At 49.5% G+C, this 20,679-nt stretch carries 20 protein-coding genes; 3 read left to right on the top strand and 17 right to left on the bottom strand.

Annotated elements, in window-relative coordinates:
* Nucleotide 1: 1 nt before the first annotated feature.
* The 6 genes from IEY46_RS10455 to IEY46_RS10480 form a co-directional block, all read right to left on the bottom strand.
* The gene (locus IEY46_RS10455) at nt 2-1,081 is read right to left on the bottom strand and encodes a D-alanine--D-alanine ligase family protein (protein WP_188991977.1); all 1,080 of its coding nucleotides are present in this window, start codon (nt 1,079-1,081) and stop codon (nt 2-4) included.
* 206 nt (nt 1,082-1,287) lie between these two features.
* A complete protein-coding gene (locus IEY46_RS10460) occupies nt 1,288-2,028 on the bottom strand; it encodes a MerR family transcriptional regulator (RefSeq protein WP_188991978.1) in 741 nt (246 codons plus the stop codon).
* Nucleotides 2,003-2,929, bottom strand: coding sequence for a DUF2268 domain-containing putative Zn-dependent protease (locus IEY46_RS10465; RefSeq protein WP_188991979.1), 927 nt, complete (start codon nt 2,927-2,929; stop codon nt 2,003-2,005). Before IEY46_RS10465 ends, IEY46_RS10460 begins: the two co-directional genes overlap by 26 nt.
* Nucleotides 2,930-3,114: 185 nt before the next feature.
* Complete coding sequence (locus IEY46_RS10470; RefSeq protein WP_188991980.1) at nt 3,115-3,768, bottom strand: FusB/FusC family EF-G-binding protein; 654 nt, start codon at nt 3,766-3,768, stop codon at nt 3,115-3,117.
* 144 nt (nt 3,769-3,912) lie between these two features.
* Entirely contained in the window at nt 3,913-4,128 is a 216-nt protein-coding gene (locus IEY46_RS10475; protein WP_188991981.1) for a hypothetical protein, read from the bottom strand.
* 47 nt (nt 4,129-4,175) lie between these two features.
* On the bottom strand, nt 4,176-6,131 hold the full coding sequence (locus tag IEY46_RS10480; RefSeq protein ID WP_188991982.1) for an ATP-dependent DNA helicase: 1,956 nt from the start codon (nt 6,129-6,131) through the stop codon (nt 4,176-4,178).
* 191 nt (nt 6,132-6,322) lie between these two features.
* On the opposite strand from IEY46_RS10480, the gene IEY46_RS10485 reads away from it, so the two are divergent.
* A complete protein-coding gene (locus tag IEY46_RS10485) occupies nt 6,323-6,967 on the top strand; it encodes a metal-dependent hydrolase (RefSeq protein ID WP_188991983.1) in 645 nt (214 codons plus the stop codon).
* 25 nt (nt 6,968-6,992) lie between these two features.
* Here IEY46_RS10485 and csaA read toward each other — a convergent pair whose 3' ends face one another.
* The 8 genes from csaA to fabF all read right to left on the bottom strand — a co-directional run bounded on the left by csaA (nt 6,993) and on the right by fabF (nt 15,156).
* The gene (gene csaA, locus IEY46_RS10490) at nt 6,993-7,322 is read right to left on the bottom strand and encodes a chaperone CsaA (RefSeq protein WP_188991984.1); all 330 of its coding nucleotides are present in this window, start codon (nt 7,320-7,322) and stop codon (nt 6,993-6,995) included.
* A 237-nt stretch (nt 7,323-7,559) separates the two neighbouring features.
* The gene (locus IEY46_RS10495; RefSeq protein WP_188991985.1) at nt 7,560-7,946 is read right to left on the bottom strand and encodes a hypothetical protein; all 387 of its coding nucleotides are present in this window, start codon (nt 7,944-7,946) and stop codon (nt 7,560-7,562) included.
* A 78-nt stretch (nt 7,947-8,024) separates the two neighbouring features.
* Nucleotides 8,025-9,305, bottom strand: a complete 1,281-nt coding sequence (locus IEY46_RS10500; protein WP_188991986.1) for a DUF4129 domain-containing protein — start codon at nt 9,303-9,305, stop codon at nt 8,025-8,027.
* The gene (locus tag IEY46_RS10505) at nt 9,302-10,396 is read right to left on the bottom strand and encodes a DUF58 domain-containing protein (protein ID WP_188991987.1); all 1,095 of its coding nucleotides are present in this window, start codon (nt 10,394-10,396) and stop codon (nt 9,302-9,304) included. The genes IEY46_RS10500 and IEY46_RS10505 overlap by 4 nt, the downstream gene beginning before the upstream one ends.
* Before the next feature lie 25 nt (nt 10,397-10,421).
* The gene (locus tag IEY46_RS10510; protein WP_188991988.1) at nt 10,422-11,387 is read right to left on the bottom strand and encodes an AAA family ATPase; all 966 of its coding nucleotides are present in this window, start codon (nt 11,385-11,387) and stop codon (nt 10,422-10,424) included.
* Between the two features lie 66 nt (nt 11,388-11,453).
* A complete protein-coding gene (locus IEY46_RS10515) occupies nt 11,454-12,107 on the bottom strand; it encodes a VTT domain-containing protein (protein WP_188991989.1) in 654 nt (217 codons plus the stop codon).
* Between the two features lie 230 nt (nt 12,108-12,337).
* Nucleotides 12,338-13,621 (bottom strand): serine--tRNA ligase, encoded by a 1,284-nt coding sequence (gene serS / locus IEY46_RS10520; protein ID WP_188991990.1) that lies wholly within the window; start codon nt 13,619-13,621, stop codon nt 12,338-12,340.
* Between the two features lie 293 nt (nt 13,622-13,914).
* A complete protein-coding gene (gene fabF / locus IEY46_RS10525) occupies nt 13,915-15,156 on the bottom strand; it encodes a beta-ketoacyl-ACP synthase II (protein ID WP_188991991.1) in 1,242 nt (413 codons plus the stop codon).
* 136 nt (nt 15,157-15,292) lie between these two features.
* Here fabF and IEY46_RS10530 point away from each other — a divergent pair, with 136 nt between their 5' ends.
* A complete protein-coding gene (locus IEY46_RS10530; RefSeq protein ID WP_188991992.1) occupies nt 15,293-16,144 on the top strand; it encodes a helix-turn-helix transcriptional regulator in 852 nt (283 codons plus the stop codon).
* 91 nt (nt 16,145-16,235) lie between these two features.
* On the opposite strand, the gene IEY46_RS10535 is transcribed toward IEY46_RS10530, so the two are convergent.
* The gene (locus IEY46_RS10535; protein WP_188991993.1) at nt 16,236-17,045 is read right to left on the bottom strand and encodes an ABC transporter permease subunit; all 810 of its coding nucleotides are present in this window, start codon (nt 17,043-17,045) and stop codon (nt 16,236-16,238) included.
* On the bottom strand, nt 17,042-17,929 hold the full coding sequence (locus IEY46_RS10540; RefSeq protein WP_188991994.1) for an ABC transporter ATP-binding protein: 888 nt from the start codon (nt 17,927-17,929) through the stop codon (nt 17,042-17,044). The genes IEY46_RS10535 and IEY46_RS10540 overlap by 4 nt, the downstream gene beginning before the upstream one ends.
* Before the next feature lie 155 nt (nt 17,930-18,084).
* Here IEY46_RS10540 and IEY46_RS10545 point away from each other — a divergent pair, with 155 nt between their 5' ends.
* Nucleotides 18,085-18,681, top strand: coding sequence for a TetR/AcrR family transcriptional regulator (locus IEY46_RS10545; protein WP_229750222.1), 597 nt, complete (start codon nt 18,085-18,087; stop codon nt 18,679-18,681).
* 162 nt (nt 18,682-18,843) lie between these two features.
* Here the strand turns inward: IEY46_RS10545 and IEY46_RS10550 are convergent, their stop codons facing one another.
* Nucleotides 18,844-20,649 (bottom strand): ABC transporter ATP-binding protein, encoded by a 1,806-nt coding sequence (locus IEY46_RS10550; protein ID WP_188991996.1) that lies wholly within the window; start codon nt 20,647-20,649, stop codon nt 18,844-18,846.
* Nucleotides 20,650-20,679: the final 30 nt, after the last annotated feature.

Consider the following 20,679-nt stretch of genomic DNA (forward strand, 5'->3'; position numbering starts at 1 on the left):
ATCACTCCTTCGTATATTGAAGCCTCTGCTTGTCAGCATGGCGGTTGAATGCATAATCAATCAGCTTCTCGATCAGCTCTGAATATGAGGTTCCGTGAGTTCGTTCCCACATAACCGGATACATGCTGAAGGCGGTAAAACCTGGAAGCGCATTGACTTCATTCACATACAAAGCACCTTCTGCGTCCAGGAAGATATCCACCCGGGCAAGTCCCGAGCAGTTTAGCGCCAAATAAGCCTGCTCAGCCATTTGCCTGATCCGATTGACCAGAATATCGGGAATTTCAGCGGGAATGGACATGCTCAACCGGCCATCGATATATTTGGCGTTATAATCGAAGAAAGTTTTGTCTTGAATAAATTCCCCGGGCAGGGAAACAAGCGGATACTCATTACCCATTACCGCTACTTGAATTTCTCTCCCCCGCACCTCCTTTTCCACCACGATCTTACCGTCGTAGCGGTATGCCTCTTCAATGGCGATCTCCAGCTCTTCCCTTCGCTCACAGCGGCTGATGCCGATACTGGAGCCCAGAGAACCGGGTTTTACGTAACAAGGAAATCCGATGTTCCCCTCAATAAGCGAAATAACATGGTCCCGGTCCTCCGACCAATTCCGGTAGGGAAATGTCCTGTACCCGGCTTGCGGCAAACCTCCGGAGGCGAGCACCTCCTTGGCAAGCGCTTTATCCAGCGTTAGTGCTGAAGCCAGCACCCCATTCCCGACATAAGGCACATTCAACAGCTCGAGCATCCCCTGGATGGTCCCATCCTCGCCATTGGAGCCATGAAGAATGGGAAGCACCACTTTAGGACCTTCAAGAGTAAACAACTCCGTCAAGATGCGGCCGATTGTACCCGCAGGCTCTTCCTCGGCAGCTTCGAGAATCAAATCGCCGGGAAGAAACGTTTTGCCGCTCAGTTTGCCCCTGCTGAACCAGCAGCCTGAACGTGTGATATAGATGGGATAAAGATCAAATTTGCTTTCATCAATCGACTGCATAACCGTATAGGCAGATTTCAACGAGATCTCATGCTCAACGGATTTTCCGCCATAAAGCACATAAAGCAATGTTTTCATATAAAAAAGCCTCCCTGGCTGTCCTTGGTTATCTATCACTAGAATAACCAAGGAAGCTAAAGAGACTCCTAATAAAAGCTTGCGGAAATATTACGATAACTGCAAGATTTATAACATTTCTTGATGCTTGATTCGCTGAATAATTGAGTACCATCACGTTGTTGGTTTAAGACCGGCAGTTGAGCATTTGCCATTCATTGAGATGTTTACCGTTTGATATTATGCATGATTGCATTGTAAAGAAAATCTGCTAATTCCTCATTGCTGTATTGATTAAAATAGCTTGTGAATCGTGTATCGAATTTGTAGGTATTGGCAATGCAAGCCAGTAACTCGGCATCACATGTCATGAATTGCATTAGATTTTTTTTCCACTCCTCGATTAATCGCTGAACGCCATCGGAGGAAGGATCCTGATCGACACAAGACGCAATTTGTTTGAATATTTCCTCCATGGAATGAAAACGTTCCTCTTTATCATCTTGTGATAATTTTTCCAACGTTTCATTAAACTCTTTATACGTTTCTGTTTCCCCATAAATGAATCTTGCCTCATTTGCATATTGTACTTTCAATGGAAAAGCACTATTGAAGATTTGCAAATTACTAATATCATTCCCCGAAACGTATTCATCGAGAGCAATCATGATTGTTTCTAGTCTTTGTTTTCTCGATAATAAGGTTTGTCTTTGCTTCTTTAATATTTGTTTCTGTTCTTGCTTGGTCAGCTTTAAGATGTCTGCAATTTCTTTCAAGGAAAAATCCAATTCCTTTAAGAATAAAATGGTTTGAAGTTTTTCCAAACTGCTTCGATCATATAGGCGATACCCTTTTTCCGTCAGATGTGTAGGTTTAAATAAATCAATTCTATCGTAATAATGCAGGGTCCGGCCTGTAATGCCTGTAATCTGAACAATATCTTTAACGGCTAATAATGGTTTCTTCATCCCAAAATCCCTTTACTTCGTCTAGTATTTGAGCAGCAGGTGTTATTGTGGCCTCAAAAATCGTTCTTCCTGTTTTTCTTAAGTAATACTGGATTAAATAATATCCGCAAGCGTAGCCGGCGCTGTAAGGCATATTGACCGGTTTAAAGTTCTGAAGTTCTGCGATCTCGTCACCATAAAGATAAGGGGCAAATTGATCAAATCCCGTTAATTGCAATTGCTCCCGGAGCACGGGCTTAATGCGCTTGTTAAGTGTTTCTGCATTTGTTTTCGTTACCCAAGGGCCGAGCAATTCTTCTCCGAACATGAACGTAGCAAAGTTTTCAGCTAATCCTTCACTTACAATTAGCTCGCCTAAATTAACGGTGTGATCCCACTGAATAAATTGATATCGCACATTATGGTTGCATTCGTGCGCCAGCGAAGCCTTCATTCGAGGAATCGTGTACTCATTTGGCAAGAGTGTACCCCAGATAAAACCAGGAATGCCCCCAAAGCCGCTATATCCTTCGTTTATAGTTAAGGCACGGCTTTCCGGATTCCCTAGTTGAATGGTAAACACATATTCGGATACGGGGAGACTTATTTCATGTTCTATAAATAGATGCAGGCTTTTCTTTACAGCATGCTCACACTCTAACCAAAAAGAATCCGACGAAATCAACTCGATCTCAGATGAAATCTGCCCGGTAATCTGATCAGGGGATCGATGCATGATACTATTAAACGTAACAACGTCAAAACCATTCGCCTCTTCAGCTTTAAAAGGGAGCTGTTGAATTTGCCATTGTTTCATAAAGGGAGCCATCATTTCATTTCTGAATAATTCAAGCTTTTCCTCGGGCGAAGCTTGGGCAACTTTTTGATAAATTTGGTCTGAACGCAATGTTTTTATATTCATATCTCTCACTCCAAGTAGTTGATAGTGAGAATTATGCACTATGACCTGACGTCATAGTCAAGACCTTTAAATCAAATAATGAAAATTAGGTCCATGGTGCTCCATCACATACCTCCAAGAATGAGTTAATACCGGAACAAATAAAAATTAATATACAGCATTACTTTCTTTTGACACGTCGGGGATCAGTTCTCCCTTACATCCTTAAAAAACCGTTCCAGCCCGCTTGGATCGGTTATGCGGCTGTTGCATTCATGACTTTTGAAACAGATATAATTGCCGACCGCCTTATAATAATCGGGCGAGCCCGCTATTTTTTTTCGGGAATTGGCCGTAAACAGCGCTACCTCGCCGAAGCCTTTGCAGAAGGCACATACGTCCTTCTTGTGATTTAACGAATATTTCCCTTCAATTCCGATTAATTCACCTTGAATCTCATAAATCAGAAACATTTTATTCGTTGCAATATCCGGCCACCCGAAATAGGTATACGAATAATCCTGCTGCACCGAAGGATCAGGAAGCTTTAATTTCTTGTGCTTGGGGAACAGATCCCGGATCAGCTGCTCCGTTACCTCGGGAAAACCGATCCGGAAAGCCGATAAGGCTTCAAGGTAATCCTGAAACTCCTGTTCTTCCGACAGATTGGCGATGAACTGCAGCAGCTCTCTCTGGGCATCGGTCAACTCCGGAAAAGCGGCAAGAATTTTTGTGGACACACTATATCTGATCGCTTCAATGACAGAGGCGTCAGGGCTAGTCCGGATCGTTCTTCCGAGATAGGCGGTTTCATTTTGAATGAGATTAAATTGATGATTGCGTATATAAGGCTTCTGCATGATTGTCCCCTTCCGAGCTTTAGCACATTTTTTTGCAGCATATACGATAAAAAGCCTGCTGATTCATGCAGGCTTCGATTTGGTTTCATTGCAGATCCCCTGAATCAATAAAAGCTATAGTTGAGCATTTGTGGCCTGCACTCTTCAACCTTGAGGGCCTTCCGCCAAGAGCTGACGGATCTCCTCAAGTCTTGCCGACATTGTTTTCAGCTCGATCGCCAAAAAATCTTCATTCGCGTCATCAAATGCTTCCTGCAGCTGTTTCAGATTCTCCAGAGCGGCGGGCAGCAGCCCATAAGCTTGAGCGGTGTGCCCGTAGAAAGGATGAACCTTCTGCTCCTGCTCCTGTTCGTTTGTCAATATGTTCACTCCTCTCATCCATCACATAAGTTCGTCTTTCATGGCCTTTATAACGGCAGTTCCTCCAGGCGAATGCCTTCGGGCATAATCGAATCGATATAAGGCCTCAATTGATGGGGGCCGGAAGATTCCTCATAGAAAATGGATACGATGCCCGTATCCGAGCTGGTCCGGATCAGACGCCCGATTCCCTGACGCAAACGGAGCAGCATATAAGGCAGATCCACCTCATGAAAAGGGTCCTTCGCACTGCTTCGTTTGGCCATAAATACAGGGTCCTGCGGAGGAAAGGGCAGCGCCCAAATAATCACATTCGATAAGGAACGACCCGGCACATCCAGCCCTTCCCATAAGCTGACCGCACACAGAATACTGGTTTCATCGTTTTGGAACAGCTCGATCAATCTGCTGATTTCGCCGTCGCCCTCGAAGTGGAAGTTCATGCCGAAAACTTCTGGGAAAGCGGCAATTTCCGTTTTGAAACGCCTAAGCTCTTCTTTGGATGGAAATAGTATCAGCGCTCTGCCTCCGGTCTGTTTCAATAAATGAACAGCCGCCGCCATCTTCTCCTCGAAACGTCCGCCATGGGTCCATGTGGGCGCATACGCCTTCATATGGGACCGATAATCGTAAGGCGATGCAGCCGAAAAGGACAAATAATTCTGGATACCTAGACTTTCCGCCACATAATCGAATGAACCGTCGACCGACAACGTAGCCGAGGAAAAAATGATCGGCATATGCGAGTCGAAGACATGCTCTTTCAGCACTTCCTTGACGGTGCGGGGCATAATGGACAGCGTTGGGCCGTCTTTCTCCTCTGTGAGCCAGCAGATTAAGGAATCGGAAATAAAAAAGAGCGCAAGCGCCTTCTGCATCATTTCCAAATGCTCCTCCACGATTCGCAGCTGATAATGATTCAGGACAAACAGCTCGCTTTCATAAACCAGCTCATCCTCAATCGATGCAAGCAGACCTCTGAACTGGTTGATCTCATGAAGCAGAGCATCATCCAGCAGGATTTGCTTGCGGTCCGAACCGGGGATAACCACACTTTTGCGCTGCAGGGCAGCAAACATCCTCTCACTCTGCTCGATGGCCTGATCGATAAGCAGCGCCAGCGATTCACGGATTTGATTCTGCAGAAGCCGGATAATGAGTTCTTCAAACACATCATGCTTGATTTTGTAGCTGAGTGCCTTCTGGCAGGCGGATTCCAGCAGATGGCCTTCGTCAAAGACGACCGCGCAATGGTCCGGCAGAAGCGGCAGTTGGCCTTCGCGTTTGCGCCCTTCGTAGGTCCAGACATGTTCCATATAATAATCATGCGAGCAAATAATCAAATCTTTCGAACGGCGGTAATGGTCCCGCGAGAGCGTTTGACCGCAGCGGTGCCGTTTTTCGCAAATGAAGCAATCCTGGAAAGAATCCCAATTAATCTTATTCCATTGTTCATCATTAAGAGCAGGGTAATCCTTGCGGTCCCCGTAGGAATAGAAGGTCTGCATGGCCGCAGGCGACTGGACAAATTCGGGAAGCTGTTTGGTCATGTCCTCGAACAGGCCAGCCTCCTCATCGCCGACCCTGGCATGCTCCAGCTTGATCAGGCAGAGGTACTGATCCGGAGACTTCCCTAATCTGGCGTCGATAGCAAGGCCCAGATGCTCAATCAGCTTGGCGATATCTCCCTCCGGCTTGACCAGCTGTTCGATAAGTGATTCATCCGCACATGCGATAACGGCAGGCTTGCGCATATAGCGCGCGTAACAAATCGTGTAGAGCAGATAAACGAGCGTTTTTCCTGTACCGACACCCGCTTCCGCGAAGATCGTCCGTTTGTCGGCAAAAGCCCGTTCAAGCTGAAAAGCCATATAAATTTGTTCATCCCGGACTTCAAATCCATGCTCCGGCAATATATCGTAAAACACATCCGCTATCCACTCGCCCGCTTGCTGGGCAAATGAAGAACGCGACGGGTCATATTCAAACGGGTATCGTTCCACAGTCTTTGTTTCCTCCATTGGATATTCGTATCAAGTTCGCGCAATAGATAATTATCACACGGCTTGTCCATAAAAACAACCTTGAATGATTGGGAGCAAGCGCAGTTTGACGACTTGATAAAAGCATGTATAATAAATAAGCAAACATATGTTTGCCTTCGGGTAAAATCAACAAGAAAAAGGAGGATATCATGAAAGGGTCTGCCCATCTCACCATCGGCGTCGCGATTGGCGCTGCTGCCACCGCTTATTATCCATTCACTTTCACCAATGCCGCTATTTATATGGCTGTGGCCGCCTTCTCCGCCCTGAGCGCCGATCTTGATGGAACAAGCATGCTGACCAGCAAACTAAGCCAGGCGTCGAAACTGCTCCGGAACCTGATCCTTTGGGGCAGCACGCTGTTAGCCGCGGTCTTCGGTTACATGTATTTCATCTATGATTCAATGGTTCCCGAGCTGGCTGTGGCCGCCATCATTACTTTTCTGCTCGGATTTGTCGCCAAGCAAGGCTTGATCCGTAATTGCATGATAAGTGCTATTGGGGGCGGACTAATCTATGCAGGCCTACGCTTCGGAATGAATTGGCTCATCGGCTTCGGGTTGTTTATCGCCTGGGTACCGTGGCTCAAGCACAGAGGAATGACCCATACGTTGTGGGCTGCACTAATCTGGGGTGCGATCGGCCGAGGGCTGGAAAGCCAGCTTGAACTGGAAGGAATTGCAGTCGTTGCGACTGCCGGCTACCTATCCCATCTGCTCGCGGACACCCTGACCCCGAGCGGAGTCAAATGGTTCTATCCCCTTTACAAGAAATCCATCAAGCTCCGGGGATGACGATCGAACCGCAGGCCCCTCCCCATCAAGCAATGGAAGTTCCGTTGGGAACTGTCATATCCGGACTCAGCAGTACGACATCGCCTTCTTCCGGAACTCCGCCAAGGACCAGCACCTCGGATACATAACCGGCAATGCGTCTTGGCGGAAAATTCACAATTGCCGCCACCTGCCGCCCGATAAGCATAGGGCTCTCGTACCGGCGCGTGATTTGGGCGGAGGATTGCTTCATCCCCATTGGTCCAAAATCGATCTCCAGCTTAATAGCCGGTTTTCTTGCCTCGGGAAATGGCTCCGCTTTGATTATCGTACCAATTCGGACATCCAAAGTCGTAAAATCATCGATTGTTGCCATACTTTTTTCTCTCCTCGCTTGTAATTATAACGTTTGAAGTGCTCCCCGCTCCATTACAGGCGTGAGGCTGATGTGTTTTTGATCACGATCATAAATCATACCATATGACTGCCGTTCTGAGTACATATGTATTCGATAAAACCGCAAAAAACCCATTAAACCTCATGCTGCGGCTTCGCCTTTCCAGCGATTCACAGCATGGGCGTAAAGGGTTCTTTTCAATGTGTATCAAGAATATTATTGGAACGGTGCCGTTGACGGCTGGGAAGAAGCGTTCATGCTGGACAAGCTGCGTTGTACCATCTGCTCGGCCTGCTGCAGCCGCTGGTGAATATTTTGGATTTGCCGTTTCTGGGCATCCATCTGCATTTGCAGCTGGTTCTCGGCAAGCTGGAGCTCTCGGCCGATGTTTTGCAGTTCAATCACCACCTGGTTCACCTGCTGGGAGGCTCCGTCCAGTCCTACATTGCGAAGCGCCTGCTGGGCCTGGATTCTCTCCTGCTCCTGCTGCCGCTGTACCTGCTCCTGAAACTGCTGATAGCTAAGCTGCACATTATTGCCCTGCTGCATTTGTTGCCCCTGCTGGTTGTACGTCCCCTGGCCTTGCTGGCCTTGATTATCCATCGATGCGATCCCTCCTGTTGGTCGTCATATCCAACCTTAAGATGTCCTGAACCCTGGATATTTATGTAGGCGAGACCTTTAGCGGCCGCTCTTGTTCACGGCTTCCGCAATTCGCTCCAGCTCCTGATCCGAGATTTTTTTGTTGCCATACCGGACATTGCTGTAAGGCTGCGCGAGATCGGCGGCTGAACGTTCCTCTCCTCTTCCCTGAAGCTCGGTATCCGTTTCCAGCGGCGTCAGGAAAGGTTTGAAATCATAACCGGCTTTCACTTGTCTGCCCAGACGCTGACGGTACAAGTAGCGCAGCCGCGATTCATTATCCTGCAGATCCTTATAACGGACGCGGGGTTCCTTCGTTCTGCTGCGAAACAGCCCGCCAAGACGTCCGGTTTTGGGGAGGCTGGAAACCTCATCCACATAACCTTGAGCCGCAAGAGTCTGTTCCCGTCCGAAAAGCTTCATCAGCTTCTCCTGCAGCCTCTTCAGCCAAGCAGGCACATGACGGAGCTGGCGCAGAACCAGGTACAACAGGACAAGTCCAACCAGCGCAGCGACACCGTACAGAATATAATCCACCCACGGGGGCATCGACTTCCCATCCCCGTCAGGCAGCTGAGGCGGTACAGCTGGCGGTTCCATCTCCTGCTGCGGGACATTCTGGGTGTCCCCTCTAGAGAAGAGCTGCTTCAACCATTCCTTGAAGGTATTCCAGAGAGCGCCAAGCGCAGCCTGGATCTGATACGTGAATACAATCGCCACTGTAATGACTGCCATAATGGAGACAAGCAGCCGGTTTTGTTTTCGTACAGTTGGCTCAACCGCTGGACGGCCATTGCCTGACAGGGACTCGTCATTCACATACCCGCTATTGGCAGAGAACAGCGTCAACAGCAAAGCGACAAGACCGAAGCCGATCAACGCAGATTGATAGGGTTCAAATGCCGGCATACGGCCGAAAATCAGCGACACTATAAAATAAACCGCTATCCCAATTACATAATGGCGTGCATGCAGTCTGAAATACTGCATGGAGACCGCCATAAGCCCGCCCCTGGTCATACCGAGCGATAAGGTTAAGGCACTGACAGCTCCCGCTTTGGTAACACCAAGCAGCAATGCGCTGAGACCGATGCCTGCCGCAAAGCCGATTAACGTAATCATGACCGGATGCTTGAACTTAAGCAGCTTAATAATCATGAGCCCAAGCGGGTATCCAAGAGGAATAAGAATGAGCCACATCCAGCTTGCTTCGCCTTCAAAGAGGAAAGCCTGAATGAGAAAAGCAACGGGCATAAACAGAAGAAGCTCGATTAGCCCCTGAAGAAGAGCCTTGGAGCTTGCGCGGATATAGACGGTCATGCCGCATCACCTGCCTCTAATTGGAGCGGCAGCCACTCGACACCGTGGCCGTGACTACGCAACCGATCTATGGCCAGCTCTATTTTCTCGCTCATAAAAGCCGACACGATCACGACATCGCAGCGTTCGTCCATTTTCTCCTCCAGCTTGTCGAGGAGCAAGTAAAATGGCGTCACGCTGGTAATGGCAAGCTTGGCCATCCGCTCCAGCATGTACAACAAGTGATCGCTGCCGCTGTTCATCTGCGTGACGATCGGCAAGCCGGGGATATCGATATCATGGCCGTTCGTTGCAAATCCCGTTTCCAGCCCCTGCTCGGTTGCGTATTGAACCAGCGCCGCAGCAAGCCGGATTCCCTGTTCGATCAGCGCAGTATTGTTCACAACCTCCCACATGTCCGCATGATCTTCCACATTGAGCAGCACCATCAGTCTGTAGTCAGCGGTGAAATCCCGTCTGTGTACCTGCAGCCTGGATGACCGGGCGGTCGCCTTCCAGTTAATCGTTTTCAACGAATCTCCTGCCTGATAATCCCTAACGCCCGTCACATAGAATGGATCCTCGACGATCCAGCGACGTACCGAAATATCACCCTGCCAGCTGCGTGACGGCAGCTGAATCATGGAGCGGTCTGCCGGCATAGGGTACACGATGAGCTCCTCCTGAAGCGTAACGGACTTCCATGATTTGAACAATCCGAACAGGTCTCCAAAGGTCACGGATGCGCTGGTCAGCCGGTAGCAGCCCCGCTGCATGCATTGCACGGGATGACGCCGGATCAGCTGCTTATTGCCCATAAGGCTGAACAAGCTTTTGTGATTCTGATAGAACTGCCCGTTGCTGACATCAAAGTTAAAGAGATGCTCGAACTTCAAGCCGGTATGTAGAATGGACTCCACCCGCATCCATGGGACGGGGAGCCATTTGCGGTTCTCCAGGCGCTCAATCATTTCAATCCGGTCGCCTTCAAAACAGTTTTTCACACTGAATTCTCTTGCGTAGCTCAGCCGTTTCATCGCGAACCGGCGAAAAATCCACCCCTGGATTAATATGACCGCCGCAGCGCTTAAAATAAACCAATGTATGCCCATTGCTTGCACCTCCACTGTGAACCGCTCAGACTTTAGTCATGAGCGGCGTGTCGGACGGCACCGCTACCGTATGCAGGATCGATTCGACCAGCTTCTCGGCGGCCTCCGGACGCAGCCGCTGCGCGCTGCGAAGCGCAATCCGGTGAGACAGTACCGGCACGGCCATCGCTTTCACATCATCGGGCATGACGTAATCCCGCCCCTTCAGCGCCGCATAAACCTGACAGGCCCGCAGCAGTGCCTGACTGCCCCGCGGACTGACGCCAAGCGCCGAATCCGCATGGGAACGAGTCTCCTCCACAATCGCCATCATATAATGAAGCATATCCTCGCTTACCAGGACAGACGTATACGCATTCTGGGCGTCTTCGATATCCTTCGTCGTTGCAATCGGTTTCAATTGCTCAAGCGGATTTCCCGACATGAACCGCTTCATGATATCGATTCCTTCTTCCGAAGATGGATAGCCCATTTTCACCTTGAACAGAAAACGGTCCAATTGAGCCTCCGGCAGTGGAAAAGTACCCTGCTGCTCGATCGGGTTCTGTGTTGCGATTACTAAAAAAGGCCGGGCCAGCACATGAGTTGTCCCGTCAATGCTGACCTGCCGCTCCTCCATGCATTCCAGCAGGCTTGACTGCGTCCGCGGCGTCGCACGGTTGATTTCATCAGCCAGAACAATATTGGTGAACAACGGGCCTGGCCGGAATTCAAATTCGGAGAGCTTCTGATTGTAGAAATGAATACCGCTCAGATCGGAGGGCAGCAGGTCAGGCGTGAACTGAATCCGTTTGAAGGAGCAGTCAATGGATTTGGCAAGCGCTTTCGCAAGCAAAGTCTTGCCGGTGCCGGGCACATCCTCCAGGAGTACATGACCGGATGCAATTATAGCGATCAGCATTTTGTCGATGATATCTTCTTTACCGACGATAACCTGGCTGACATTGGTGCGGATACGATCAGCTAACTGATGAATGGACTCCATACTCATCGTTTAAAATGCTCCTCTCAAATTCCAGTGAATGGGTATGATGTTATTATGCCACAAACGCAAGCGCTACAGATGCACATTTTTCTCCCCCGGAAGGGATCTGCTGCCGGAATTCGCCGCATGCATGCGGTTTTTTCTTTTACCTTTATATTGGAAAGCCCCAAAAAGAAGGATCAGGATGAGACAAAAAATGATATAGGTAACGATCAGCCATTTGATATCAGTACCGGGCATCAATAAGGTCGAGCTGATAATGCCGAACAACCAGATATGCGATAAGTTGCCGACGAGCGAAGACAGAATATACGATGGGGAACTTACTCGAGATACGGATGACATGAACGAGATCAGGTTATTAGGCATAATCGGCAGCGTCCGCAAAAAAATGATCGCCCAGATGCCGTACCGCTGAAAGCTGTTTTGCCATTTTTCATAACGTTCGATCCGCTTCGCCAGCTTGCGGTTCACCCATCCTGAGACGAAATAACGAAAAAAATAGAAAATGACGATGGATGCCAGCGTCCCGGTCAACCAGCTCATCAGCAGTCCAACTTCAAGTCCGAGCGCTGAAATGTATAACATGATCAAGGTCGTAAATGGAAAAATGCCAAGAAGTCCCTGGACAATTGCGAGCGGAACTGCGATCAGCAGGATCCCGTAGCCGTCCAATGACGTTACCTGAAGCAGCCAATCAATTGCATCCGATATAAAATCTCCCATTAAACAATCTCCCCCATAAGAAAAACAGGTGACAGATAAGTCAATCCGCTGGCCCTAACACCTGACAATCCTGCAGTCTAAGGACTGCTCTAGTTTCCTTCACTATAACACATTCAACCCCCGCGTTCATTCCCCAGTTGTGAGATTTGACCCGTTTATTTGAACCCGTCCTTAATCAAGAGGAAGAGAGCTGCAGCCGCTGACGGTTCAGAGCTCTCTTCATATGTTGATCAGACACTAACCGACAGCTTATCAATACCTTTCAAATAGGGACGAAGCGCATCGGGAATGATGATCGTCCCATCCTCCAGCTGATGATTTTCGATAAGCGGAATCAGGAGTCTCGGACTTGCTGCCATTGTATTGTTGAGTGTATAAGCAAAATGCAATTGACCCTGTTCATCACGGTAGCGGATGCGCGAGCGCCTGGCCTGAAAATCCAGCAGCAGCGAAGCCGAATGCGTTTCGCCGTAACCGTTGCGGCTGGGCATCCATGTCTCGATATCAAATTGCTTGTAATTCTTCTGCGACAGGTCTCCGGTACAGACAGCTACCACGCGGTAAGGCAGCTCCAGCAGTTGGAGCAGCTTCTCCGCATGGCTCGTAATGCGCGCAAGCCAATGATTGGCCAAATCATGATCCGCGCGGCAGATGACGACCTGCTCTACTTTGGCGAATTGATGAACGCGGTACAGTCCATGCACATCGCGCCCGGCGGAACCGACTTCCCGGCGGAAGCAAGGTGTGCATGCAGCCAGCAGCCTCGGCTTGCTCAGATCCAGAATTTCTCCGCTGTAAAGCGAGATCAACGGCACCTCCGACGTACCGGTCAGCCATTTATCCTCACCTTCAATGCGATACGTCTGATCGCGACTGCCCGGGAAAAATCCCGATGAGACCAGCGTTTCCTCTCTTACCATCACGGGTACGTCGTACAGTTCGAAGCCTTCCTCCTCCAGCAGATCGAGCGCCAGCTGCTGAACGGCGCGATGCAGCAGCAGTCCGGCGTTCCGGAGAACCACCTGGCGTGCGCCGCCGATTTTCACGCCCCGTTGCAGATCCATCATCCCGTGCAAATGCCCCAGCTCTACATGGCTAAGCGGTTGATAGGAAAATACAGGCGGCATTCCTACCTTGCGGATCTCAACGTTATCCTCCTCGCTCAGCCCGATCGGTGTATCGGGGGAGACAAAGTTCGGCACCTCCAGCATCAGCGCTTCATATGCCGCATCGATCTGTTTGAGCCGTGCTTCCCCCTCCTTAAGCCTCTGGATCAGGGAAACCACTTCAAGCTTGTGTACCTCCGCTTCATCCTGCCGGTTGTCCTTCATCAATCTAGGCACTTCTTTGGAGTGCTTATTTCGCTTCTCCCGCAACGCATCCAGTTCCGTCATCAGTGACCTTCTCTGTTCATCCAATTCCAGCAGTCTGACGACCTCCAGCCGGATACCTTTCATTACAGCAGTTTCCTGTACTCTTCCGGATTGTTCTCGAATCGTCCGAATGTCTAACATGGGCAAGCTGGCTCCTCTCGCGAATATAATAAAATACGCGCTCCTTCATCCCACATAAGGGACGAGGAGCGCGCTCGCGGTGCCACCCAAATTAGCCGGCGCGCTAAGGCGCACGACTCTCTTGATCCGCAGCTAACGGTGCGGTTACCGGACTACTTAAGGACGCTTGCAGCATAGAAAAGCCGCACAGTTTCCGTTCGCAGCGCCTCCGAGTTGGATTCTCTTCATCGGCTTGATCTACGTATACGGTTATTGGATGTCATTATATCAATCAGTCCCTCCGATTGCAAGGACTAGGATTCTCCATATTTCTTGAGAACGATAACGGCATTATGCCCGCCGAATCCAAAGGAGTTGGATAATCCGACCTTCATCGCTGCTGTCCGTGCATGCTGCGGAACATAATCCAGGTCGCACTCGGGGTCCTGCTGTTCCAGATTAATCGTAGGCGGGATGACATTATCCTGCAGGCTTTTGATCAATGCTATCGCTTCAACGCCCCCGGCTGCACCCAGCATATGGCCAAGCATGGATTTGTTCGCCGTTACCGGAATCCGGAAGGCATCTTGACCGAACAGCTTCTTAATGGCATTCGTTTCCGAACGATCCCCAATTTCTGTGCTGGTAGCATGGGCACTGATCATATCCACTTCGGAGGGGGAGATCGCTGCATCCTGCAGAGCTAATTTCATTGCGCGGTACGCACCGAGTCCTTCCGGATGTGTCGCGACCATATGATACGCATCAGAGCTTGCGCCGTACCCGATCACCTCCGCATGGATGCGCGCCTCTCTCCTGAGAGCGTGAGAGAGCGACTCCAATACAACGATACCCGCTCCTTCCGCCATAACAAAACCGTCCCTGTCTACGTCAAACGGCCTGCTGGCGCGGGCAGGATCGTCGTTGCGCGTTGAGATAGCGGTAGCATTGCCGAAGCTTGCGAGTGAAATATCCGTAATCGCTGCTTCCGCCCCTCCCGCTATAACGATATCTGCCCCTCCCGTGCGGATCAGCCGCGCCGCTTCGCCAATGGCGGTGTTGCCTACCGAACAGGCCGTTACCGGAGCCATGGTTGGGCCTACAGCCCCGAATCGGATGCTGATCATCGAAGCCGCCATATTGGCGATCATCATCGGCACTAAGGTAGGACTTACCCGCTCCGGACCACGGGAACGAAGGACGCTATCCTGTTCGAGCAGCGTCTGGATACCGCCAATGCCAGAACCTACATAGACCCCCATTCGTTCCAGATCGATGGACTCCAGCTTGATTCCCGCGTCTTCAACCGCTTGCTCAGCCGCTGCCAGCGCAAACTGGCTGAAACGGTCCATGCGCCGCGCTTCCTTCCGGCCGAAATGGCCATCCGCATCGAATTCGCGAACCAATCCGGCAATCTTCGCTTTATGTCTGGACACATCGAAGGTATCTATAAGGGATATCCCCGATTCCCCGCGTTTCATACGCTCCCAGAAGGAACCTACATCATTTCCGAGCGGCGATATGAGACCCATACCGGTTATGACTACTCGTTCCATAGCTGCCGACCCCTCTCTTAGCAATCCTTCTTCTCTTCATAGCCGTATATTGTCACAATCCTTATCCTATTACAAGTTGCTGTTTATTATAGTATAATGACTACCAGTATAAACAAACGTCCGAAGGAGGACTGCTATGAACAGGCAAGCGCGGCTTGAAGCATTATCGGCCTTTCTGAAGGCGCAGCGCGCCAAGATTCTCCCACAATCCGTCGGGCTTCCTGCCGGTACACGGCGTAGAACGCCCGGTCTCCGGCGTGAAGAGGTTGCCCAGCTTGCCGGTGTCAGCCCCACCTGGTATACCTGGCTGGAGCAGGGCCGCGATATTACGGTGTCTAATTCTGTCCTGGATTGTGTGGCAGCAGCCTTACAATTAACGATGGATGAGCATAAATATTTATACGCGCTGGCGCTCGATACCGCCCCCGGCTTTACCGCGATGAAAGAAGAGAGGCCTGAAATCAGCCCCTCTTTGAAGTGGATCCTGCAGGAGCTGCAGAGCTGCCCTTCCATCATTTCCGACCGGCGCTGCCAGATTGTCGGCTGGAATGATGCCGCAAGTCATGTATTTCTCGATTTCGAGAAAATCCCTTTCGATAAACGAAATATGATCCAGCTTTTGTTCACAAGGAAAGAATTCCGGCGGCTTGCCGGGAATTGGGAGCATTTTGTCAGCGGCTTTCTGGCGATATTCAGGGCTTATTACGGCCAGTATGTCGAGGATGAATGGTATGAACATTTTCTTGCGGAGATGAAGGAGAACCATCCGGATTTCAATCGGTTATGGTCCCAAAGCCAGGTGAGCTCGGCGCCTGAGGTGCTGATTGAATTCAGGCATGCCAAAGCGGGTAAAATGCTGTTTCATCTGACTTCCCTGCAAGTGCAGGGAAGCTCTGATTTGCGCTGCAGCATCTATACCCCCGCCCCAGAATCGAAAACGGAATTGAAGCTGAAACGGTTGATGGACGCTCAGCCTGCTTCCCCATAATCCCGCTGCAGGACAATAGGTCGCGCTTCGGCCCAGAAGAAATAGGAAAACTCCAGTCCATTCCCGGCCCGGAGTTTTCGTTGTATGCCTGTTACAAGAGCAAATCGCGTTTTCGAAACAGGATAATGGCTAATCCGAAAGATACCAGACCAACGACAGCGAGAATGAGGAATGGTGCAGCCACATCCGCATTGCCGTTAACAATTTCCCCAGGCTTGTATAACGAAAAAATGGTGATGTTTTTCACCCAATCGATTTTCTCGCTCAGTTTGCCCAACAAATCCAAAAAGAAGAAACCGAATGTAATCAATCCGGATATCCCTCGTGCCTGCTTCTCGTCGGTCGAGAGAGAAGACACCAGGAAGGAAATGCCGCCAATCGCAAAAAAAAGCAGAAATGCCGCGGCATTCATCTGAATGAATCTTGGAATATCAAACTCATAGTCAGCTCCGAGGAGCCAGGCATTTCCGGCGAACCCGGCCAATGTGGTAATCGCGATAATAATGAACAATCCGGTTGTCAAAACAGCAGCTTGCGTGAATGCGACCTGTTTTCTTGTGGCCGGCGTCGACAATAAATAGGCCATGGAGCCTCGATCCACCAAGCTCGCCATCAGCTGCGTCGACAGCTGAACGCATACAATCGCAAGGAGGAGAACCAGAATTAATCCATAATATTCCCCCGAGATGAATGCTTCGGCACTGCCAAATCCATTGAGACCGAAAGCTTTGCCCACTCCCTCCGGCATGGCCTGGACCAGCTCGTCGATCGCTTTCGTATTCTGGGCAAGTCCGGGATATAACCAAAATGCGAGAAGGATATAAAAGGCGGAACCAAACGCATAGCTCATAAACCCCTTTATATTGACTTTTATCATCTGCTTATATAAAGTCAGGCTCATTTTATCACCCCGTTCCGATCATAATAATTCATAAATATATCCTCCAGATTTTGAGTCGCCATATCGATATTGCGGATTTTGTATTTTGCCGTCTCCTCCATAAACATATCGTAATTCCCCTGGATGGCAACTCTCACCCGATTCCCCTCCTGCGACTCCACATGCAGACCGGAATCTACAAATGATCCCACATCTGCCTCATTGTCGAAGGTGACTTCAAACACCTTCCGCTGCATGGATTGCAGCTCATGGATATCCTTGACGGCGACGATCACGCCATCCCTGATAATAGCTGCCCGGTCGCAGGTCCGCTCGATTTCCGGAAAGCTGTGGGACGACATCAGGAAGGTTTTCCCTCTTGCCTTTTCCTCCATTACAATTTCGATAAAAACCTTCTGCATCAGAGGGTCCAGACCCGATGTCGGCTCATCCAGAATAATCACATCAGGATCATGCATGAAGGCGACAACGATTCCTACCTTCTGCTTCATGCCTTTGGACATTTTCCGGATCGGGGTATGGATGTCAAACTGCAAACGGTCGATGAGGCGATTGCGCTTGGACCGATCCTTCACCCCCTGCATATCAGCCATAAAATCGAGAAACGTCTTGCCGGTCATCCCTTCGATAAACGATATTTCTCCCGGAAGGTATCCCATATACGCTTGCACTTTCCCCTGATCCTTCCAGGCGTCAAGCCCATTCACCTTCACATATCCGCTGCTGGGCTTCATGAAGCCCATGATGTGACGGATCGTAGTGGACTTCCCCGCCCCATTCGGTCCCAAAAAACCGAAGACTTCTCCTTTTTTCACCGTAAACGAGACATCGAAAATTCCTTTTCCATTAGGGAATCGCTTCGTCAGATGTTGGACGGTTAACATAACGGCACCTCCAAATATTAAAAGATGAAATATAAACGTCAACATATTTCATATGTTATAATATTCTTGATTGTTGGCTTCGTCAATGTATTTATGAAATATATTTATTTTTAAGTTTCATTAATTTTATAATAGCATATGAGGTTAGGTGAATAATGATGAACGGTTTTGAAAAAAGGGCCAGTCTAATCAAAGAAAAGATTATGAAGACATGTCTGGATATGCTGCGGACTACGGATCTCAGGGGGATTCGGATCGCTGATATTTCCAAGAAAGCCAAGGTCTCGCAGGTGACGATCTATAATTATTTCGGAAGCAAGGAAGCTCTGCTCCAGGAAGTGCTTAAAGCCTACTTTGACAACATCATCCGCGAGTTCGAGGAATATATGAATGGAGGCCATACGTTAAAGGAAAAGATCGAGCATATCATCTTTTTGGAGAAAGAGTCTTATAAAGATATCTCTCCCGGTCTGATCAAAGAGCTGTTAATCGAAGATCATGAATTAAACCAATATGTTGAGAAACAATACCGGGAAAAAGCGATCCCCCTGACAATCAGGATTATTGAGGAAGGAAAGAAAAGCGGCGAGATTTCAAGCGACGTCTCGGTCGAATCCATACTCGCCTTTATCCAGTTGTACATGAATCAATATGAAACGATACTGGAAATGGCTGAAAAAAGCGGGGATATGGATCAATTTCTTGAGGGAATGGTCAATATGTTTTTTTACGGCCTTTGCGGAAAACGTTAATCCAGCTTCCGCCCCGTTACCTTAAGCGTTTTCCGGGCAACTCAGCTCACTCAATGCTCCGGGGATGTTTTTATGGAGGCATACAAAAAGCCCCCTTGCCTTTTCCCAAAGCTGCGTGCGGGAGTAAGCAAGGGGGGTTATGATAGGCTTGAGTCGTGCTCCTTAAGCACCCGTCTGCAACGCCAGAGATTCCTGCATATCGAACTGTGTCGTGTAAAGTTTGCTGTAAAGTCCTCCGGCCGCAATAAGCTCCTCGTGAGTGCCCTTCTCCGTAATACCGCCGTTTTGAACGACCAGAATCAAATCAGCATCGCGGATCGTGCTAAGCCGATGAGCAATGATGAACGCTGTCCGCCCTTGCAGCACATTCTCCAGCGCTGCCTGGATATGCTGCTCTGTTTCCGTATCGACGCTGGAAGTGGCTTCATCCAGTATAAGAATACGAGGATCCGAAAGCAGAACGCGCCCAAATGCGAGAAGCTGCCGCTGACCGACCGACAACTTGGAGCCCCGCTCCTCCACCTGCGTCTGATAACCATCCGCAAACTGCGAGACGAATCTGTCGATGCGCACATTCTCAGCGGCTTGACGCAGCTTCTCATCGGATGCTTCCTCGTTACCATACCGCAGATTCTCTTCGATCGTACCGGAGAAAATAAAAGAATCCTGAAGAACAATCCCCATTTGCCTGCGCAGGGATTCCAGCGTGACCTCCTTCACATCCTCCCCGTCAATGAGAATACGCCCTTCGGTTGTATCGTAGAAGCGCATCAGCAAATTCACAATGGTGCTTTTTCCCGCGCCTGTCGGTCCCACCAGCGCTACCCGTTGGCCGGGTTTGATGTGCAAGTTAACCTCGTGGAGCACCTGAGGTTTGTCTTCACCATAGCGGAAACCGACATTCTCAAAAACAACCTCGCCGCGGATTGGTTTCATCGGCTTGGCCGTCCTGGAATCCGAAACCTCCGGATCCGTATCCAGAATTTCAAATATCCGTTCAGCGGAAGCCATAGCAGAGAGCACCTGGCTGTAGACTTTCGTTAATGCGCTGAGCGGCCCCCAGAAGCGCCACAGATAGTTGATAAAAGCCATCAGAAAACCGAGGGAGAGCGCATCACTCATTACCTGCTTGGCACCGAACCAGATTACGATGCAGCTTCCGATCATTCCGATCAGCTCAACAGAGGGCCATACTGCGGACTCCAGCGTGACAGCGCGCATGAATGCCTGCTTGTTGCCGGCATTCAGCTTGTTGAAGCGGCGGTTGTTTTCCTTCTGCCGGGAGAAAGCTTGAATGACGCGAATACCCTGGATCGTTTCATTGATATTACCGTTGATCGCCGACATGGTTTTACGCGAGCGCGACCAGGAGCCTTCGATTTTCGGCTGCAGAATGATAATGATCAGAAACAGAAGCGGCAGCATGATAAAAGAAAGCAGCGCTAGCTTCCAGTCCATCCACAGCAAGATGGCGATAATGCCGATCAAATGCGTTAATTCCATAACGATCGTGATCAGGCCGCCGTTGATCAGTTCCCCGATCGCATTGGTATCATTGGTGATGCGTGACATAATTTTACCGGCTGGCCTGCCGTCGAAGAAGCGGAATGAGAGCGTCTGCAGATGATTAAAAAGCTGCTGGCGCAAATCGAACAAAATGCGCTGGCCGGTAAAGTTGATCATCCGGGTATCCAGATAACCGAACAGCCAACCAAGCAGCCGGTTACCCAGAAGGAGAGCACTGATCCAATAAATAACGGAAAAATCCTTCTTCAGTATACCTGCGTCGATCAAATAGCCGATCAGAAGCGGTTCCGCCAGGCTGAGCGCCATATTCAGCAGTACAATAACCGTTACAAGCGTCAATACTTTTTTGTAGGGCAGCAAGTAGTTGAATAACCGTTTCATATATTGCCGATTAAAGGGTTTCTCCTCCAGCTCGTCAATATCCCATTCCACCTGACTCATAGACTCACCCCAAACCTAAATGTCATTAAC

It is taken from the genome of Paenibacillus nasutitermitis, assembly GCF_014641075.1.
GTDB lineage: Bacteria > Bacillota > Bacilli > Paenibacillales > Paenibacillaceae > Paenibacillus_Z > Paenibacillus_Z nasutitermitis.

Excerpts from the sequence above, each read along its gene's own strand:
- IEY46_RS10455 (WP_188991977.1), bottom strand. The coding sequence starts at position 1,081 with ATGAAAACATTGCTTTATGTGCTTTATGGCGGAAAATCCGTTGAGCAT.
- IEY46_RS10460 (WP_188991978.1), bottom strand. The coding sequence starts at position 2,028 with ATGAAGAAACCATTATTAGCCGTTAAAGATATTGTTCAGATTACAGGC.
- IEY46_RS10465 (WP_188991979.1), bottom strand. The coding sequence starts at position 2,929 with ATGAATATAAAAACATTGCGTTCAGACCAAATTTATCAAAAAGTTGCC.
- IEY46_RS10470 (WP_188991980.1), bottom strand. The coding sequence starts at position 3,768 with ATGCAGAAGCCTTATATACGCAATCATCAATTTAATCTCATTCAAAAT.
- IEY46_RS10485 (WP_188991983.1), top strand. The coding sequence starts at position 6,323 with ATGAAAGGGTCTGCCCATCTCACCATCGGCGTCGCGATTGGCGCTGCT.
- csaA (WP_188991984.1), bottom strand. The coding sequence starts at position 7,322 with ATGGCAACAATCGATGATTTTACGACTTTGGATGTCCGAATTGGTACG.
- IEY46_RS10495 (WP_188991985.1), bottom strand. The coding sequence starts at position 7,946 with ATGGATAATCAAGGCCAGCAAGGCCAGGGGACGTACAACCAGCAGGGG.
- IEY46_RS10500 (WP_188991986.1), bottom strand. The coding sequence starts at position 9,305 with ATGACCGTCTATATCCGCGCAAGCTCCAAGGCTCTTCTTCAGGGGCTA.
- IEY46_RS10505 (WP_188991987.1), bottom strand. The coding sequence starts at position 10,396 with ATGGGCATACATTGGTTTATTTTAAGCGCTGCGGCGGTCATATTAATC.
- IEY46_RS10510 (WP_188991988.1), bottom strand. The coding sequence starts at position 11,387 with ATGAGTATGGAGTCCATTCATCAGTTAGCTGATCGTATCCGCACCAAT.
- IEY46_RS10515 (WP_188991989.1), bottom strand. The coding sequence starts at position 12,107 with ATGGGAGATTTTATATCGGATGCAATTGATTGGCTGCTTCAGGTAACG.
- serS (WP_188991990.1), bottom strand. The coding sequence starts at position 13,621 with ATGTTAGACATTCGGACGATTCGAGAACAATCCGGAAGAGTACAGGAA.
- fabF (WP_188991991.1), bottom strand. The coding sequence starts at position 15,156 with ATGGAACGAGTAGTCATAACCGGTATGGGTCTCATATCGCCGCTCGGA.
- IEY46_RS10530 (WP_188991992.1), top strand. The coding sequence starts at position 15,293 with ATGAACAGGCAAGCGCGGCTTGAAGCATTATCGGCCTTTCTGAAGGCG.
- IEY46_RS10535 (WP_188991993.1), bottom strand. The coding sequence starts at position 17,045 with ATGAGCCTGACTTTATATAAGCAGATGATAAAAGTCAATATAAAGGGG.
- IEY46_RS10540 (WP_188991994.1), bottom strand. The coding sequence starts at position 17,929 with ATGTTAACCGTCCAACATCTGACGAAGCGATTCCCTAATGGAAAAGGA.
- IEY46_RS10545 (WP_229750222.1), top strand. The coding sequence starts at position 18,085 with ATGATGAACGGTTTTGAAAAAAGGGCCAGTCTAATCAAAGAAAAGATT.
- IEY46_RS10550 (WP_188991996.1), bottom strand. The coding sequence starts at position 20,649 with ATGAGTCAGGTGGAATGGGATATTGACGAGCTGGAGGAGAAACCCTTT.